Below are 17839 nucleotides of genomic sequence, written 5' to 3'. Positions count from 1 at the left end.
GCTCAGTGCCCGTGGCCGGCCATGGTGATGGCCGATCCGAGGTCGGTATACGCGTCGGCCGACATCTGGTTGAACGGCGCTGCCACGTACGAAATCTTGCCCTGCGGGTTGATCACGTAGAGCAGACGCTTGTGGAAGCCGTCGCCCGTGCTGGCCGCATACGCCACACCCACCTTGCGGTCGACATCGGCCGCGAACTGGAACGGGAACTTGGCGTCCTTGGCCCAGGAGGTCAGTGCCGAATCGGGGTCGACGCTCACACCCACCAACGTGACCTTCTCGCCGCTCTTGAAGAGTTCGGCGTACCGATCGCGGTACGACTCCATCTGCACCGTGCAGCCCCGGGTGCGCGCCTTGGGGAAGAACGCCAGGATGACCGTCTCACCCTTGTGTTCGGAGAGGCGGAAGGGCTTGCTGGTGATGCCGGCGGCCGTCACGGTGGTGACGGTGAAATCGGGCGCGGCATCACCGACCTTGAGCGGTGCCGGACCGGCGGGGGCACCCTGCGCGCCAGCCAGACCGGGGGCGAAGGCAAGAGGCAGGGCAATCGACGCCGCGAAGGCGGCGATGCGCGAACGGATGGACATCGAAGACTCCTGACGGGGAATGCGGCGGGGAGACCAGCGGGTATCGATGGAACTTCGGGAACACTGGTACTGGTGCCGGAACTGCCGGACCGGAACTGTACGCACAAGATGATAACGCCGCCAATCCCCATCTGGTTGTGATCGATCGACGATCGTCGTGTGGAGGTCGCTGTCGGCGTGTGATCGATGGCGGGATGTCGCCCGCGCTGGACGGCGAACTGCCCCCGATTGAGGACATTCGGGCGATCCGGAGGCCGGTTTTCCGGCGCTGGAGAGGAAAATCATCGTGGCACGGTCCCTGCGCATTGGCTGGGTGTCAGCGGCGCATCAGCGCCCGCTCACCCTTTTGAGGAGAACCGACGATGAACACCTCTCGAATCCATCCGGAACCCGCGCCATCGTTGCGCAGCAAGCTGCGGTTTGCGGCGCTGCCCCTGTTGGCCCCGGTCGCGTTTGGTGTGCTCACCGCGTGTGGTGGTCGCGATCGGGACTTCGATCAGCAGCTGCGGGCCGATCTGATGGCGGCGGCACAGGCGCCGGCCAATCGGCAGATGTATGCGAGTCCGGCGGAACTGGGATATCCGCAGGGCTACGCGCCGTACCCCGGCCAGTACCAGGCGCCGTACGGGTATCAGCAGGCGGGATATCCACAGGCGACGTATCCGCAGCCCGTGTACCAACAGCAACCGCAGACCCGCGTGGTATACGTGCCGGCTCCGGCGCCATCGTCGGGTGGTGTGCGACGCAGCTCGGGCACCGGCAGTGGGGAGGGCAATGGCGCCGGCGGAAACGGTAGCGGCGCGGGTACGCAGGCCGGTCGTCGACAGACGGAGAAGGGCGCGATCTATGGCGCGGCGGCGGGCGCGGCGATCGGCGTGTTGTCTTCGCGTGACAAGGCCAAGGGCGCTGCCGTGGGCGCGTTGGGTGGGGCGGTGCTGGGCGGGATGATCGGACACGAGGTACAGCGTCCGTAACGCGACAGGTGGTGATGTCGGCAACGACGGTGGAACACCGCGAAATGACGTCTGAGGGAGATGAGATCGGGATGTGGTACGAGTGAACGTCGCCCTGGGATACCGGAACCTTCCAAGCGGGTCCGGTGTCCCAGAAGATGGCGGCGAATGAGGGGACAGCTGCCAGCAGGTTTCTGCTCGCTTCGTGGAGGGGGCGAACAGGGGGGAACCACCCGGGCCGACGAATGTCGGTCCGGGTGGTTTTGCTTTGGGCTCTGTATGGGCCGGAAGATCAGGCGATGAATCAGACGATGAAGTCGATGGCGCGTGGACGGATCCCGATCCGGATCACGGGAGACGATGCCCGGTAGAGTTCCCCATCGGCTTCGAAAGCGGGCGACGTGTCAGCGGACAAGCGGCAATGCAACAAAAATCCCCGGCCGAAATGTGCCCGCACCCATGGTGACGGGAGATGCATGCCGCGTGTGGCGCGCAGAAACAGCGCGGGGCGTTTCCACCACGGCACCTCACCGATGTCGATGACGTCGAGCAGACCATCATCGAGCACGGCTTCCGGCGCGATCCGGAACGTTCCGCCGAAACAGCGGCCATTGGCGAACACCGTCATCAGGTGCGTGAAATGCGCGATGCGTTCCGGCTCGTCGCCATGGGTCCGCAACGACGCATCGAATCCGCGATAGCCGAACAGCGCGCGCAGCGCGGTGACGACATAGGCTGTGGTGCCGGAGAGGCGCGAGGGCTTCAGCATCCGCTCGAGCACCTCGACGTCGAAACCCAGCCCGGCCGCATTGAGAAAGGGCACGCCATCGATGAGGCCGACGTCCACGGCGCGGATATGGCCACGGGTGATGCGCGCGATCATGGCCGGAATATCGTGCGCCGGTGTCCCGAGCGACTTCACGAAGTCGTTGCCGGTGCCGGCCGCCACGATGGCCACGGGAACACGCGTCGGTGCATCGAGCAGTCCACGCGCCGCATGATGCACCGATCCGTCGCCGCCGACGATCACGATGATCCGTGCGCCACGCGCCGCGGCCTCCGTGGCCAGCCGGGCTTCGTCACCACGCGCTTCCGTTGCGAACTCCACCGTCTCGTCGATCGAACGCAGGGCGTCGATCACACGGTGCGCCATCGCACGGGCGCGTCCACGTCCCGCCGCGGGATTGACCAGAACGGCAATCATCGAGATCCACGTACGAATCTGAATGACAATCCCGACACGAACGCGGGCATGGGTGAGAAGACGAATGTGAACGGGCGGCAACACACGACACGTGTGTGCATGAACTGTTCAGTATGCATCTGCGGTGCGTGCGACGTGACATCGCGCACGCCCCGATGGCGAAAAATTGTCGATGCGGTGTGATGAGTCACCGACAGAAGACGCGATATGGGTGAAGATACGATGAGTATGCGATCCGTTCATTTCGGCGCATCGATCCTTCCTCCAGAACAGGAGTGCTTCATATGCAGCGACTCACTCATGCGCGAGCCATGCGGTTCGGCGGCGTCATCCTCGGCCTGGCAGGTGCGTTGGCGCTGGCAGCCTGTGACAGTGACAAGGATGATATCACCGGGACTCCGAGTGATACCCAGATGGCGTTGGGTTTCCAGATCGCGCGCGGTGGCGCATCGGATACCGCTTCCGATGTGACCGTCGGGCCCAATGGTGTCATCATCACGCAGGACGACGACTCCATCGTGGTGACCAAGGTGCAGCTCGTGTTGCGTGATGTGCGGCTGTTCAGCAACGCCTCGGCGTGCCAGGCCAACGACAGCACGATGGTTGCCGGATGCGCGACGATCCGCCTGCGTCCGACGATCGTGAATATTCCCGTGAATGGAAACGACGGTGAACGGGTGACCGTGAAGGTGCCACAGAGCAGCTATTCGTCGCTACGTCTGCAATTGCACAAGCCCACGGCTGGCGACTCGGCCGATGCGGCCTTCCTGGCATCCAATCCGGCCTTCGCCAACGTCAGTGTGAAGGTGGAAGGCACCTACAACGGGGAGGCCTTCGAATTCACGAGCGATGTGAATGAGACCCTCGATGTGGCGTTGTCGTCGGCGGTGTCCACCGGCTCGGAGACGCAGCAAATCACCGTCCTGGTGGATGTGGGCAAGTGGTTCACGAAGGCTGACGGCAGCCTGCTCTCGCCGATCGAAGCCCTGGTCGACGAAGTGCTGGGCACCACGGTGGATGCGAACATCCAGGCTGGTTTCCGCGTCATCCGCGACCAGAACCGCGACGGTGTACCGGATTGAGGCGTCACCTGAGGCACACCTGATCTCAACGTGACCAGGACGCCCTGTGATACACACGGCCCCGCATCGGACGATCGATGCGGGGCCGTGTTGTCGTATCGGGTACCGCTCTGGCCTGCGGTCCTTATCGACCGACGAGGCTGCGCAGCACGTACGGCAGAATGCCGCCGTTCTTGTAGTACTGCATCTCTTCCGGCGTATCGATGCGGCACCGCGCGCTGAACTGCTTCACCGAACCGTCGGCCGCCGTGGCTCTCACCACCAGCGTGGCCCGCGGCGTAAGCGATTCGTCGAGTCCGAGCACATCGTACATTTCGAAACCGGTGAGCCCCAGGCTCTGACGCGTCTCGCCGTTCACGAACTCGAGCGGCAACACACCCATGCCCACGAGATTGGAGCGGTGGATGCGCTCGAAGCTTTCGGCGATCACAGCGCGCACGCCGAGCAGCATGGTGCCCTTGGCCGCCCAGTCACGCGATGAACCCGTGCCGTATTCCTTGCCGGCAATGACGATCTGCGGTACGCCGGCGGCCTGACGGGCCATCGACACATCATAGATCGCTTCCGGTTCGGCACCCGGCGCGGTGGCCGTCCACCAGCCTTCCTTGCCACCCGTCAGTTCGTTCTTGAGACGGATGTTGGCGAACGTGCCGCGCATCATCACCTCGTGGTTGCCACGCCGGGCCCCGTACGAGTTGAAGTCCTTCCTCTCGACGCCGAGGGCGTTGAGATACTTGCCGGCCGGGCTCGCGCCGGCGATGGAACCGGCGGGCGAGATGTGGTCGGTGGTGATGGAATCGCCAAACATGCCGAGCACCTTGGCGCCGTTGATCGGGCGGATGCCCGGCGGCGTCATGGTCATGCCCTCGAAGTACGGCGGATTCTGCACGTACGTGCTGTTGGCGTCCCAGGCATACTGATCGCCCGACGGCGCCACGATGGCCTGCCAGTGTTCGTCGCCCTTGAACACGTCGGCATACTGCGTGGTGAACTGCTCGCGTTTCACGCTGGTGAGGATGGTGTCCTCCACTTCCTGCGGCGACGGCCAGATGTCGCGTAGGAACACCGGACCGTCGGTGCCGATCCCGAGGGGTTCGGTGGCGAGATCGATGTCCATGCGGCCAGCCAGCGCGTAGGCCACCACGAGCGGCGGCGACGCGAGGTAGTTGAAGCGCGTCTGGGGATTCACGCGGCCTTCGAAGTTGCGGTTGCCCGACAGCACCGCGGCCACGTTGAGCTTGCCCGAGTCGATGGCTTCACTGATCTCGATCGGCAGCGGTCCCGAGTTGCCGATGCAGGTGGTGCAGCCGTATCCGACGACGTTGAAGCCGAGCTGATCGAGCGAGTCCATGAGACCCGCCTTGTTGAAGTACTCCGTGGCCACCTTCGAACCCGGGGCCAGCGAGGTCTTCACCCAGGGCTTGGTGGTGAGTCCCTTGGCCACCGCGTTGCGCGCCAGCAGGCCGGCGGCGAGCATGACGCTCGGGTTGCTGGTGTTGGTGCAGCTGGTGATGGCCGCGATGACCACATGGCCATGCTGGAGCTTGAACGTCTGCCCCCGGTAGGTGCACTCGACGCCGTGATCGGTGTCGACCGGACCGCCTTCCGACACCATGGCCGCGGCGGGGGAACCCGCCGAACCGTTCGCGCCGGCGGCCACCGCCTGCGTGGCCAGTTGTGCGGCCAGCGCTTCGCGGTACATGCGCTTGCTCTCGGTGAGCGGCACACGATCCTGCGGACGCTTGGGACCCGCGAGGCTGGGCACCACCGTGCCCAGGTCGAGCTCGAGCGTGTCGGTGAAGACCGGATCGGGCGTGCTGTCGGTGCGGAACAGCCCTTGCTCCTTGCAGTACGCTTCCACCAGCGCGACCTGCTCGTCGCTGCGGCCCGAGAGACGCAGATACTTGAGCGTTTCGGCGTCCACCGGGAAGAAGCCCATCGTCGCGCCGTATTCGGGCGCCATGTTGGCGATGGTGGCGCGATCGGCGAGAGCGAGGCTGGAAAGACCCGTGCCGTAGAACTCGACGAACTTGCCGACGACCTTCTTCTTGCGGAGCATCTCGGTGCAGGTGAGCACGAGGTCCGTGGCCGTGGCGCCCGTCGGCAGCTTGCCGTGCAGCTTGAAGCCGATGACTTCGGGGATCAGCATGCTCACGGGCTGACCGAGCATGGCCGCTTCCGCTTCGATGCCTCCGACGCCCCAGCCCAGCACACCGAGACCGTTGATCATCGTGGTGTGCGAGTCGGTGCCCACGAGCGAATCGCAGTAGGCGAGCGTGTCGTCGCCGTCCTTCGCGGTGAAGACCACCTGGCCCAGGTATTCGAGATTCACCTGGTGACAGATGCCCGTGCCCGGCGGCACCGCGCGGAAATTGCGCAGCGCCGTCTGGCCCCACTTGAGGAACTGATAGCGCTCGCCGTTGCGTTCGAATTCGAGTTCGGTGTTGAGCAGCAGCGCGGCTTCGGTGCCGTACTCGTCGACCTGCACCGAGTGGTCGATGACGAGATCGACCGGCTGGAGCGGGTTGATCTTCGTGGGATCACCGCCGAGGGCGACCATGGCATCGCGCATGGCGGCCAGATCGACCACGCAGGGCACGCCGGTGAAATCCTGAAGGAGCACACGCGCCGTGCGGAACGCGATCTCCTTGTCGACGGGGGCCTTCACGTCCCAGTGTGCGAGCGCTTCGATGTCGGCCTTCTTGACGAAGGCATTGTCTTCGCCGCGCAGGAGATTTTCGAGCAGGACGCGCAGCGAGAAGGGCAACGTCCTGGCCGAGCTTCCGGCGAGGGCGTCGAGAGCGGCGAGCCGGTAGTAGGCGTACGTGCGGTCGCCCACCTGCAGCGTGGAACGGCTGCCGAATGAATTGGGATGCGCCATGAAGAGGTTGTCCTGCGCGCGCCGACCCCTCGGGCGGCCACGCGCGTACGGAACGGAGCCACTCGTCGCGCCGTGTCGTCGCTTGGCGGCGACGCCCGGTACCGACGAGGCTACCGGGAAATATCGGCCACGGCACGGAGTGTGACCAGTAATCCGCGTGAGCGGCCATGAGCGAGCGTCACGCGGATGCGCTCGACCGGCGTGCGCGCCTGGGCGCGCCTACGCGCTCTGGACGAGTTGATCGGCCACGGTTTCGGTGGGCGTGGTGGGCTCCACCCGGATGACGTCCTCCGGGCAGCAGCGGGCGAACGCGGCGTCGGCCGGGGAGAATTCGTGGATGGGGAGCAAAGGGAAGGCTTTTTGTTCCCGATCGAGCGCCATGAGTTCGGGCGCATTGGCCACGCAGATGCCGCAGCCGGTGCAACGGTCCCGGTCGACCACGATTTTCACTTCCTGGCGCGGAAACACGCCGCCGGGCGCGGCCAGCATCTGGTCGAGCGAACCCAGGGCGTCCCGCATGGAGTGATAGCCCGCCTCGATGAGTTCCTCCACGTGGCTGAAGGAGAAGGGGCCGATGTGGGAGACCGGAGGCCGCACCAGCAGCAGCGGCGGGGCGGCCCAGCGGTCAAGCACGCCCTGCTGCTGCTCGTGCATCATCATGGCCGCAGCGCGCATGAAGATCGACGCAAAGCCCTGTTCGGCCACGCCGGTGGCCAGGGGGACGTCGGCCATGCCCACGTCGACCGCGATGAGGGCGTCCATGCCCAGCGCCGCGATGCCGATGGGGAGATTGTCGGTGGTGCCCCCGTCGATGCAGACCCGGTTGCCGACCACGCCGGGTGGGAAGAAGCCCGGCAGCGCACAGGAGGCATACACCGCATCGCGCACCTTCACGGCGCGGAGCCCGGGGCGGCCGAAGACCACGGGCACCCCGCGTTCGATGTCCACGGCGGTGACCAGCAGGGGCCGGCGGAACGTTTCGAAGGTGCCTTCGTCGACCAGTTCCTCGCAGAGGCTCCGGAGGGGGCCTTCGAGGTAGATGGACCGGGAGAGCATGCGTTCCATCAGCATGCCCATGTGATTGATGCGAAAGAGGTCGCGACGGCGGAAGCGGCGGGCCCGCTCGAGGAGATTCTCGGGTGTCCGTCCGCTGGCCGCGGCGGCGGCGATCATGGCGCCGATACTGGTGCCGGCGTAGAGCGCCGGCGTGATCTTCGCTTCGGCGAGCGCACGCAGGGCCCCGATGTGCGCCATGCCTTTGAGGGCGCCCCCGCCCAGCACCAATCCGATCCGCGGGCGGATCCGCGGGCGTGCCGCGGCCCACTCGCCGGTGGCGGTGTCGAGCTTGTGTTTCCTGCCGTTCATACGCCCGTCATATTCGCCGATAGATTCCCACGAATGCGTGTGCTGCTGGTGGAAGACGACGACACGTTGCGCGAGAGCGCAACGGCATTTCTGCGGGCGTCCGGGTTTGCGGTGGACCCGGCCGCCACAGGGAAGATGGCGCGTGGGCTCGCCGCCGTCAGCCCGTATGATGTCGTGGTGCTCGATGTCCGATTACCCGACGACGACGGATTTGTGCTCTGCACCGCGTTGCGGGCGCGCATTCCGGCCCCGCGTATCCTGATGGCCACGGCGCGCGATGGGGTGGAGGACCGCATCGCCGGGCTCGATCTCGGCGCCGACGACTATCTCGTGAAACCCTACGCTTTGGGCGAACTCGTGGCGCGGCTGCGTGCCCTCATGCGGCGTCCCGACCATGCGGCGCCGACTGTGCTGCAGGTGGAGGATCTGGTGCTCGATCCCGCCACGCGCGAAGCCCATCGCAATGGTCGGGTGATCACGCTCACGACCAAGGAGTTCGCGGTGCTCGAAGTGCTCATGCGCGCGCCGGGTCGCGTGCTCACCCGTGAGTTCATCGGGGAACATGCGTGGGACGACAACTTCGACCCGATGAGCAACGTCATCGACGTCTATATCGCCCGTCTGCGGCGCAAGATCGACGGCGAAGGGGAAACGCCGCTCCTGTCCACCGTGCGCGGTGCCGGCTACCGGCTGGCCGTGTCGTCACGCGGCTGACGCGCCGGCATGCCCCCGCTGCAGGCGCTCGCGGAACGGGCCGATGCCCATCTGCCGCGCATCCGGTTGCGTTTCACCGCGCTCTATGCGGCGACCCTGCTGGTGGTGCTGTTATCGGCCGTGATGGCGCTGCGGTTTGCCCTGCGGGCCACCCTGGAGCGTGAATTCAGCGAATCGGTGATCGCCTCGGCGGCCCTGGTGCAGCAGTTCTTCCGCACCGAACTGCACGAGTTGCGCACCATCGAAGGCACCATCGTGCACGTGACGCAGGAACTCGTTTTCGAAGACCGCGCGATCCGGGTGCGCCGTCCGGATGGGGCGATCGTGGGCGATGAAACAGCGCTGGCCCGCCGGGCCGACGCCCTGCGCGGCCTCCCGGTGCGCACGGTGCGGTTTCCACTCGATCCGCAACTGGCGCCGGGCTTCGATGTGGAAGTGACGGCGAGTCTCGCCAACGTGCTCGACCTGCAGCGGCAGATCGATCGCTGGTTTCTGGTGGGCATTCCGCTGCTGTTGGTGTGTGCGGGCGGGGCCGGATGGTGGCTCACCGGACGCACGTTGCGTCCGGTGGGCGCGATGGCCGACGCGGCCGCACGCATCGCCCCGGCCAGCGGCACCCGCCTGCCGGTGGACGATCCGAGCGACGAGATCGGGCGGCTGGGTCTGCGGTTCAATGCGCTGCTCGACCGTCTCGACGGCGCATTGACACAGCAGCGTCAGTTTCTGGCCGATGCGGCGCATGAACTGCGCACGCCCATCGCGCGGATGCGGGCGCGGGTGGAACTGGCGATGCTCGAGGGCCGGGAGGATCTGCCCGGGGGCGAGGCCGCGCGCGGCGAGGTGCTGGCCGCACTGGACAGCGAGCTGCGCGCGGTGTCACACCAGGTGGATGAACTGCTGCAACTGGCCCGCGCCGATGCGGCGGGCGACGAGGTGCCGGTACTGCGGCGGCTGTTCCTCGACGATCTGGTGGCCGACGAAATGCCGCGCTGGCGACCGCAGGCGGTACGGCTGTCCATCCGTCTCGATTTTGCCGCGATCGAAGAAACGCCGGTGATGGGCGATCCGATCCTGCTCGGTCGGCTGGTCGGTGTGCTGGTGGACAATGCCCTGCGCTACACCGGCGCCGGCGGTGACGTGCGTCTGTCGGTGCGTCCGGAGGGTCATGCCGCGCGCTTCGATGTGGAAGACACCGGCATCGGCATTTCGGAAGCCGACCGCGCGCGCATCTTCGATCGTTTCTATCGCGGCGAGGATGCGCGCCACAAGCGCGCCGACGGCAGCGGACTGGGACTGGCCATCGCGTCGTGGATCGTCCGCCGGCACGGAGGGCGCATCGATGTCGGAACGTCGACGTCGGGCGGGTCGGTGTTCACCGTACGCCTGCCTCTGCTGCTCCCGAAGACCGGCTGAAAGCGCAGCCGGAAGTCGGACGGCCCGTCAGCTGACCGGGATGTCGCGGCGGGGCAGAATGACGGACCGACGATCGGGGTCCACGGCACCCGGTGCGCCGGTGGGATTCGTGGCCGCGCGCCAGGCGTTGCGCAGCGTGCGCAGGCACTGGGCCGCTCCGACGAAGTCCCGACCGTCCACCGACTCTTCGCACCAGGCGTACAGCGCGTCGAAGCTGCGGGAGGCGCTCGAGTCGAGTTCGAGCGCACATCGGAGCACAGCGATGGCTTCGCGGGACGCGGCGTGATCGAACGCCTCACACGCACGGATGGCGCGGTCGTAAGCACGCACGAGGCGCGCGAGAGGATCGATCAGGGGGCGATCATCATCGATCACCTGCTGGAATATCGCGGACATTCGGAGCGGGAACGGGAACAGAGTCGAACGATCGCGGCACGTCGTCGTGCGCCGCACTGAGTTCATCGGTTGCCGACGGTTCCGACTTGAATGAGAAATGCCAATTGGATCACGTCGCTGTGACGATTTGCACCGGCACGGCTCCCGGCGCTCCGCGGCCGCACCGGGAGGGTGACGGTGACGCCATTCACGAAACGTTCATGCAACGGGAATACAATGCCGTATGAACGTATGGAATCCCCGCACACGGTGTTCTCCCCGTCCCGCATGGCGCCACGCGCGGCGCGTTCGGTGGGTCCCGCTGGCCCTCCTCTTCATGGTGGCGGATCACGTGTCGGCCCAGTCGGCGCCGCGAGTTCCATCCTCCGTGGAGTCACCGACGGCGGGTGCCCTCCCGTCGGTCAGCCTGCATGACGCCCTGACGCTGGCCCGGGCACACGGCCCGCTGCACCGCCTGGCGGGCGCGCGTGAACAGTCGGCGATCGGCCGGGTGCGGGAGAGTGCCCAATGGGCCAATCCGTCGCTGGAGTGGCGACGGGAGAATCTGGGCAGCGCGCTCGATCCGGACGTGTTTGCCACGGCCTACGTGCCGTTCGATGTCTCGGGGCGCCGGCTCGCGCTACGGCAGTCGGCCGCGGCCGGCAAGTCCCGCGCGCGGGGAGAACGTCAGCGGGACTGGCTGGATGCCGAGTACGCCGTGGCGCGCGCGTGGCTGCACGCGGGCAGCGCGGAGATGGCGCTCACCGTGACCGAGCAGCACGCCGGCGCACTGCGAGAGATCGCGGCCGTCGATTCGCAACGGCTGCGCGAGGGACTGGTGTCGGAAGCCGTGGGGCTCCGCACTTCACTCGAATCCGACCGTGCCCAGGTGTCCGTGGTGCAGGCGCGCGCCGCGGCACAGGCCGCGCGGGCCGAACTGGCTCGCCTGCTGGGCACGCCGGTGGGTGCGCACATTCTCGGCCTGCCGGAACTGCCGCCGCCGCCCGACTCGGTGCAGGCCGTGACCGTGGCGTTGGCCAGGCGCCCGGAAGTTCAGGCATTCGAGGCCGCCGTGCGCGAAACGGAGCGCCGTCTCGCCGCCGAACAGCGCGGGGTCATCGGCGAGGTGCAGCTCCAGGGCGGCACGAAGGAAACGAGCGGGGTGATGACCGGACAGATCGGCGTCGCCATGCCGCTGCCCTTTTTCAATCGCAACGATGGTGCACGGCAGCGGGCACGCGGTGAGCTGATGGAAGCGCGTGTCCACCTCGAGGATGCGCGCCGCTCCGTGCAGGGCGAAGTCGCGACCGCATTGCAGCACTACCGTGAGATGCGTGAGGCGCAGGCGGCGGCCGGCACCTTCCTCACCCGGGGGCGGGATGTGGGACAGATCGCCCGCGTCTCCTATCGCGAAGGACACATCACCCTCACCGAACTGCTCGATGCCGAGCGTGCGGCGGCCGATGCCATGCACGCATTCATCCGCTGGATCGGCGACACCTGGACGAGCCGCCTCGATCTGGAGCGTGCCATCGGTGCGCGCCTTGCTCCCGATGGCGCATTCGATCTGCCGCTGATCTCCACGTTGACGCCGGAACGCTGACGCATGCACTCGAAGATGTCTCCGAACACGTTTCCGAACACGCCCTCGAAGATGAAGACAGGATCCACGGTATTCGTACTGGCGCTCCTCATCGGTTGTGGCGGCGCGCCATCGGCCGAGCCGGTGGAGAAGAGTGCCCCGGCAGCGGCGATGGACACCGCCACCTTCTCGGCCGAAGCCGCGCGCATCGCGGATCTCGCCGTGGATACCGCACGGACGATGGCATGGCAGGCGTCGGTGACCGTACCGGGCCGACTGATGCTCGATCCGGAAGCGTTGGAAACGATCGGTTCGATCACCGAGGGGCGAATCACGCACGTCACCGTGCGGGTGGGTGACCGGGTGTCGGCCGGACAGACCCTGGTGATGATCCACAGCCACGAGATCATGGACGCGCGCAGCAGTCTGCTGCGCGCGCGGGCCCGTCTCGATGCTGCGGTGGCCGAACGCGATCTCGCGAACACCGCGGCGGAGCGCGCGCAGCGTCTGTTCGATGCGCGCGCGATGTCGCGGGCCGAGCTGGAGCGCGCGCAGGTGGCCCAACGGGTGGCCCGCGCGGGATTCGACGAAGCCCGCGCGGAGCAGGGCCGCGCGATGGCGCTGGTCGATCATCTGGCCGGAAGCGGCCCGCTGCCGCCCGATGCCGATGAACACGACGTGCTGATCCGGACGCCGATCAGCGGTGTGGTGACGGAACGCGTGGCGCAGCCGGGCACGGTGGTGCTGCCGGGCATGCCCTTGCTGACGGTGGGCGATCCGCGGCGTCTGCAGTTGCAATTGTATCTGACGGAGAGCGCGGCCAATGGCATCGTGGTGGGGAGCAGTGTGCGCTACGCCCTCACCGAGTCGCCCACCGAACTGCATACGGCGACGGTGGTCCGTGTGGCGCCCACCGTCGACACGCTGACGCGGACCATCGAGGTGATCGCACGCCCCGAAGGAGCGCCCCCGGGACGTGCGGAATCGTTCGTGCAGGCACACGTGCTGGGCAAGGGCAGCAGTGAGGCCGTGGTGGTGCCGGTGAGTGCCGTGCAGGCCATGGGCGGGGACACGGTGGTATTCGTGGCCGAACCCCGTGGGGCCGATGTGTTCCTGCGCGCGACGCCGGTGCGTGTGGGGCGCCGCAGTGCTGATCGTGTGGAACTGGTGGCCGGCGTGCCCGGCGGCGCGACGGTGGTCGTACGCGGTGCGGCCATTGCTAAGGCCGAGTTGCTGCGGCGTCGCGGCGGCGCGGGCGAATAGGCATGCGCACCCTCATCCATTTTGTGCTGCGGCGTCGTGGCGTCGTGGTGGCGTTCACGCTGGCCATCATGGCGGCGGGACTGTATGCACTGCAACACATCCCCTTCGACGCGTTTCCCGATCTGACGGGCACCCGGGTCGAGGTGATCACGACCGCTCCCGGCATGGCACCGGAAGAAGTCGAACGCCTCGTGACCCATCCCATCGAATCGACGCTCATGGGCACACCGGGCGCGGAGCGCGTGCGCTCGGTGTCCAAGTTCGGCCTGTCGCTCATCACCGTGCCGTTCCCCGACAATGTCGACGTGTACTTCGCGCGGCAGCTCGTGCAGCAGCGCCTGGGTGATGCGAAGAGTGCGCTGCCGGCGGGCATCGAGCCGGGTCTCGGTCCGGTCTCGACCCCCATGGGCGAACTGTATCAGTACGTGGTGACCAGCGATTCGCTGTCGCTCACCGATCTCAAGACGTTGCACGACTATGTGATCCGTCCGCGTCTGCGTACCGTGGCCGGCGTGTCGGAAGTGAACTCGTGGGGCGGCCTCACCGAACGGATCGAGGTGGAAGTCGATCCGGTGCGCCTGGCCGCGCGGCGTCTCACGCTCGGCGACGTGCACAGCGCCCTGGCGCGCAACGACATGGCATTCGGCGGCAGCTATCTCGAACAGGGAGGGGAGCGATTCACCCTGCGCGGACTCGGTCGCGTGGAAGACCTGGACGAGATCGCACGGGTGGTGGTGGGCTCCCACCTCGGTGCGGCGGTGCGCATCGCGGATATCGCCACCGTGCACCGCGGCGCGCTGCCCCGCAATGGGGCCGTCACCAAGGATGGGGAAGGGGAAGTGGTCAGCGGGATGGTGCTCAAACTCAAGGGCGCCGACTCACGGGACGTGATCGAGCGGGTGCGCACACGGATGGAGGAAATCCGGCGCGCGCTGCCATCACACGTCGAGATCACGCCCTTCTACGATCAGACCGATCTCGTGGGCCACACCACCCGGACGATCGTCAAGAATCTGGTGGAAGGCGGCCTGCTGGTGATTGCGGTGCTGTTCCTCTTCCTGCGGAACGTGCGTGCGGCGCTGATCGTGGCTTCGGTGATCCCGATCTCCATGCTCATCGCGTTCGTGGGGATGGCGCTCTTCGGATACTCGGCCAACCTCATGAGTCTCGGCGCACTCGATTTCGGGCTCATCGTGGACGCCTCGGTGGTCATGGTGGAGAGTTTCATCCGCCGGCTCGAGGCACATCGCGACGGACATCGACTGAGTCTCTTCGAACGCGCCGCGGTCGAGGTGGGGCGTCCCATCCTGTTCGGCATCGCGATCATCGTGGCGGTGTACATCCCGATCTTCACGCTCGACGGCATGGAAGGCCGGATGTTCAAACCCATGGCGTTCACGGTGGTGTGCGCCGTGCTGGGTTCGCTGTTGCTGGCGCTGACCTATGTGCCCGCGGTGTCCGCGTGGGCGTTGCGCGATGTGGCCTCGACCCCGGCGCCATGGCTGGAACGGCTCACGGCGCGGTATCGTCGCGCGCTCGACGCCGTCATGTCGAGGCCGCAGCCCTTGCTGATCACGTCGTTCGTGGTCGTGGTCGTGTCGGTGTGGTCGCTGTCGCGCATCGGCACGGAGTTCATGCCCAAGCTGGACGAAGGCGCCATTCTGGTGACCACGCGGCGCATGCCCAGCGTGGATCTCCAGGATGCCACCCGTCTGTCGCTGGCCGCCGAGCGGATCACGAAGCGGTTTCCGGAAGTGCTGACGGTGGTGACCAAGGAAGGACGTCCCGATCTCGCGACGGAGGCGATGGGGCTGTTCGAAGGTGATATGTACGTCATCCTCAAACCACGCAGTGAGTGGACCACGGCGAAGGACCGGGAGGGATTGGTGGCGGCGCTGGACTCGGCGCTCCAGGTGTTGCCGGGCGTCGACGTGTCTTTCACGCAGCCGCTGGCAATGCGGCTGGACGAGGCCGAGAGCGGCATCAAGACCGATCTGGGCATCAAGGTGGTGGGCCCCGATCTGGAGCAGAACCAGCGGGTGGCGGAACGTCTGCGGCGGATCGTGGCGACGGTGCCCGGCAGCGCCGACGTCGCGGTGGAAGTGGCGGAGGGCAGCGGGCAGGTGCGCATGCAGATCCGCCGAGAGGTGCTGGCGCAGTATGGCGTGAGCGTGGCCGATGTGCGGGACGCCATCGACTACGCCATGGGATCGCAGACGGCGGCGGAGCTGATCGACGGTTTCCGTCGCATCGGGGTCGTGGTGCGTCTGCCCGAAGCATATCGCGCGGATGCGGCGGCGATCGGTCGCATCACGGTGCGGGCACCGGGTGGTGAACTGGTGCCGTTGTCGGCACTGACGGCCATGGTGTCCACCACCGGGCCGGAACTCATCGGCCACGAGGATGCCCAGCGGCGATCGCTGGTGCTGAGCAATGTGCGGGGACGCGATCTGGGCAGCTTCGTGGAAGAGGTGCGCGCGCGCATCGCCAGCGAAGTCACCCTGCCCAACGGGGTGTTTCTCGAGTGGGGCGGGCAGTACGAGAACCAGCAGCGGGCCATGGCCCGACTCGAACTCGTGGTGCCGCTGGCGTTGCTGCTGATCTTCGGTCTGTTGTACCTGTCGTTCCGGTCCATTCCCCAGGCGGTGCTGGTGCTGTCCAACGTGCCGTTCGCGCTGGTGGGGGGAATCGCCGCGCTGTGGCTGCGCGGACTCAATCTCAATCTGTCGGCGAGCATCGGGTTCATCGCGCTGTTCGGCATCGCGGTGCTCAACGGCGTGGTGATGGTGGAGCATCTCAACCACCTGCGCCACGACGAGGGGCTGCCCGATCGTTCGGTGCAAGGGCGCGTGCGGCAGGGGGCGGCGGACCGTCTGCGGCCGGTGCTCATGACGGCGCTGGTGGCGAGTCTGGGATTCGTGCCGATGGCGCTCAGCACGAGCCCGGGCAGTGAGGTGCAGCGACCGCTGGCCAGCGTGGTCATCGGCGGTCTGATCACGAGCACGGTGCTGACGCTGTTCGTGCTGCCGGTGCTGTATGCCTGGCTGGAGGCGCGGCGGCCGGTGCGTGTCCGCCGCGCCGGCACGGTCTCTCCGATTGTGGAACGCCTGGCGGAATGACGACCGGAGTCGGAGGCTGTCTGGCGCCGCCCTGCGACACATCGCAATTTTCAGATGAGCCTTTCAGCGACCTCTGCCCCCGGAATCATGAACGCGTCCACGCCCCAGAAGCTGCGCAAACAGTACGTCAACAACACGCATCCCCTGATCGTGCTCAAGTTCGAAGACGGACACGAGATCAAGATCTATCAGAACACGGGGAAGGTCTTCGATGCGTGGGCCGGCGAAACGGTCAAGATCATGGCGGTGTACGATCCCACGTCGAGCGAGTGGGAGCTGGTGGAGGCGCGCAAGGCGGACGCGTTCGAAAACGCCGCGAGCTGATTCGGTCGCCGTATCCACCCGGTGACTGAACGCCTCCTGCGTCCCCGTTGTACCCCTGCCGTGTCCAGCGCGCTGGATCACGGCCACGCCCTCGTCGCCCTCGAAAGTTCGGTGCTGGCGCAGGGCCTCGAGCCGCCGCACAACCGGGATGCGGCGCAACGGATGTCGGCTGCGGTGATCGCGGCCGGCGCCACTCCGGCCATCACCGCCGTTGTGCGGGGCGTCCCGGTCCTCGGACTCGAAGACGAGGATCTCGAACGCTTCCTGCGTCGCGACGGGGTGCGCAAGGTGTCGGCGCGCGATCTGGGCATCGCGATGGCCGACGGGGCCGATGGGGCGACCACCGTGGCGGCGACGCTGGTGCTGGCCGCACTGGCCGGCGTCGAGGTGTTTGCGACCGGTGGCATCGGCGGAGTCCATCGGGATGCGCCGTTCGACGAATCGGCGGACCTGGTCGAACTCTCCCGCACGCCGGTGCTGGTGGTGTGCGCCGGCGCCAAGTCCATTCTCGATCTGCCGGCCACGCTCGAACGTCTGGAGACGCTGGGAGTGCCGGTGGTGGGATGCGGGACCGATGAACTGCCGGGGTTCTTTTCCGCCAGCACGGGCCTGTCACTCACCTGCCGTCTCGATCGACCGGCACAGATCGCCCGCGCCTGGCGGGCCCATCGTGCGCTGGGACGACGCAGCGCGATGGTGGTGGTGCAGCCGCCGCCGGCGGCGTTCGCCATCCCCGCGGGCATCGTGGAGGAGGCCACCCGCGCCGCGTTGCAGGCGGCGAGCACGGCGGGCATCCGGGGGGCAGCCGTCACGCCCTACCTGCTCGCGCAGGTGCAGCAGCGCACCGACGGCCGATCCGTTCAGGCCAATCTCGCGCTGCTCGAAGCCAATGCCCGTCTGGCGGGTGAGATCGCCGTCGCGCTGGCCGGGGGAACTTCGTGAACCAACGTCATGCTGCACGGTACAATCCGGTAACC

General features: G+C 67.0%; 14 protein-coding genes. 9 read left to right on the top strand and 5 right to left on the bottom strand.

Annotated elements, in window-relative coordinates; genetic code table 11:
• Window positions 1-2 precede the first annotated feature (2 nt).
• Window positions 3-587 carry a peroxiredoxin family protein gene (locus WG208_RS01880; RefSeq protein ID WP_337169617.1) on the bottom strand — a complete coding sequence of 195 codons (585 nt, stop codon included), beginning with the start codon at window positions 585-587 and terminating at the stop codon, window positions 3-5.
• A 362-nt stretch (window positions 588-949) separates the two neighbouring features.
• On the opposite strand from WG208_RS01880, the gene WG208_RS01875 reads away from it, so the two are divergent.
• Window positions 950-1561, top strand: a complete 612-nt coding sequence (locus WG208_RS01875) for a YMGG-like glycine zipper-containing protein (RefSeq protein ID WP_337169616.1) — start codon at window positions 950-952, stop codon at window positions 1559-1561.
• Window positions 1562-1844: 283 nt separating this feature from the next.
• Here the strand turns inward: WG208_RS01875 and WG208_RS01870 are convergent, their stop codons facing one another.
• Window positions 1845-2744, bottom strand: a complete 900-nt coding sequence (locus tag WG208_RS01870) for a diacylglycerol kinase family protein (protein ID WP_337169615.1) — start codon at window positions 2742-2744, stop codon at window positions 1845-1847.
• 284 nt (window positions 2745-3028) lie between these two features.
• Between WG208_RS01870 and WG208_RS01865 the strand changes: the two genes are divergently transcribed.
• Window positions 3029-3826 (top strand): hypothetical protein, encoded by a 798-nt coding sequence (locus WG208_RS01865; protein WP_337169614.1) that lies wholly within the window; start codon window positions 3029-3031, stop codon window positions 3824-3826.
• A gap of 124 nt (window positions 3827-3950) precedes the next feature.
• Here WG208_RS01865 and acnA read toward each other — a convergent pair whose 3' ends face one another.
• Together acnA and WG208_RS01855 are read right to left on the bottom strand one after the other, a co-directional pair.
• The gene (acnA, locus tag WG208_RS01860; RefSeq protein ID WP_337169613.1) at window positions 3951-6707 is read right to left on the bottom strand and encodes an aconitate hydratase AcnA; all 2757 of its coding nucleotides are present in this window, start codon (window positions 6705-6707) and stop codon (window positions 3951-3953) included.
• 219 nt (window positions 6708-6926) lie between these two features.
• Window positions 6927-8072: a patatin-like phospholipase family protein gene (locus tag WG208_RS01855; RefSeq protein WP_337169612.1), complete on the bottom strand. Its 1146-nt coding sequence runs from the start codon at window positions 8070-8072 to the stop codon at window positions 6927-6929.
• A 33-nt stretch (window positions 8073-8105) separates the two neighbouring features.
• Between WG208_RS01855 and WG208_RS01850 the strand changes: the two genes are divergently transcribed.
• Window positions 8106-8786, top strand: a complete 681-nt coding sequence (locus tag WG208_RS01850) for a response regulator transcription factor (protein ID WP_337169611.1) — start codon at window positions 8106-8108, stop codon at window positions 8784-8786.
• A gap of 9 nt (window positions 8787-8795) precedes the next feature.
• Complete coding sequence (locus WG208_RS01845; RefSeq protein ID WP_337169610.1) at window positions 8796-10199, top strand: HAMP domain-containing sensor histidine kinase; 1404 nt, start codon at window positions 8796-8798, stop codon at window positions 10197-10199.
• A gap of 27 nt (window positions 10200-10226) precedes the next feature.
• Here WG208_RS01845 and WG208_RS01840 read toward each other — a convergent pair whose 3' ends face one another.
• On the bottom strand, window positions 10227-10595 hold the full coding sequence (locus WG208_RS01840; RefSeq protein WP_337169609.1) for a hypothetical protein: 369 nt from the start codon (window positions 10593-10595) through the stop codon (window positions 10227-10229).
• A gap of 367 nt (window positions 10596-10962) precedes the next feature.
• Between WG208_RS01840 and WG208_RS01835 the strand changes: the two genes are divergently transcribed.
• The 5 genes from WG208_RS01835 to WG208_RS01815 all read left to right on the top strand — a co-directional run bounded on the left by WG208_RS01835 (window position 10963) and on the right by WG208_RS01815 (window position 17804).
• Window positions 10963-12177, top strand: a complete 1215-nt coding sequence (locus tag WG208_RS01835) for a TolC family protein (protein ID WP_337169608.1) — start codon at window positions 10963-10965, stop codon at window positions 12175-12177.
• Between the two features lie 3 nt (window positions 12178-12180).
• Entirely contained in the window at window positions 12181-13419 is a 1239-nt protein-coding gene (locus WG208_RS01830) for an efflux RND transporter periplasmic adaptor subunit (protein ID WP_337169607.1), read from the top strand.
• Window positions 13420-13421: 2 nt separating this feature from the next.
• Complete coding sequence (locus WG208_RS01825) at window positions 13422-16538, top strand: CusA/CzcA family heavy metal efflux RND transporter (protein WP_337169606.1); 3117 nt, start codon at window positions 13422-13424, stop codon at window positions 16536-16538.
• 87 nt (window positions 16539-16625) lie between these two features.
• Window positions 16626-16862 (top strand): hypothetical protein, encoded by a 237-nt coding sequence (locus WG208_RS01820; RefSeq protein WP_337169605.1) that lies wholly within the window; start codon window positions 16626-16628, stop codon window positions 16860-16862.
• A gap of 21 nt (window positions 16863-16883) precedes the next feature.
• Window positions 16884-17804 carry a pseudouridine-5'-phosphate glycosidase gene (locus WG208_RS01815; RefSeq protein ID WP_337169604.1) on the top strand — a complete coding sequence of 307 codons (921 nt, stop codon included), beginning with the start codon at window positions 16884-16886 and terminating at the stop codon, window positions 17802-17804.
• Window positions 17805-17839: the final 35 nt, after the last annotated feature.

Origin of the sequence: Gemmatimonas aurantiaca, assembly GCF_037190085.1 — a bacterium.
Classification (GTDB): Bacteria; Gemmatimonadota; Gemmatimonadetes; order Gemmatimonadales; family Gemmatimonadaceae; genus Gemmatimonas; species Gemmatimonas aurantiaca_A.
The sequence above is the reverse complement of the archived record's forward strand: the minus strand, read 5'-3'. Positions and strand labels throughout refer to the sequence as shown.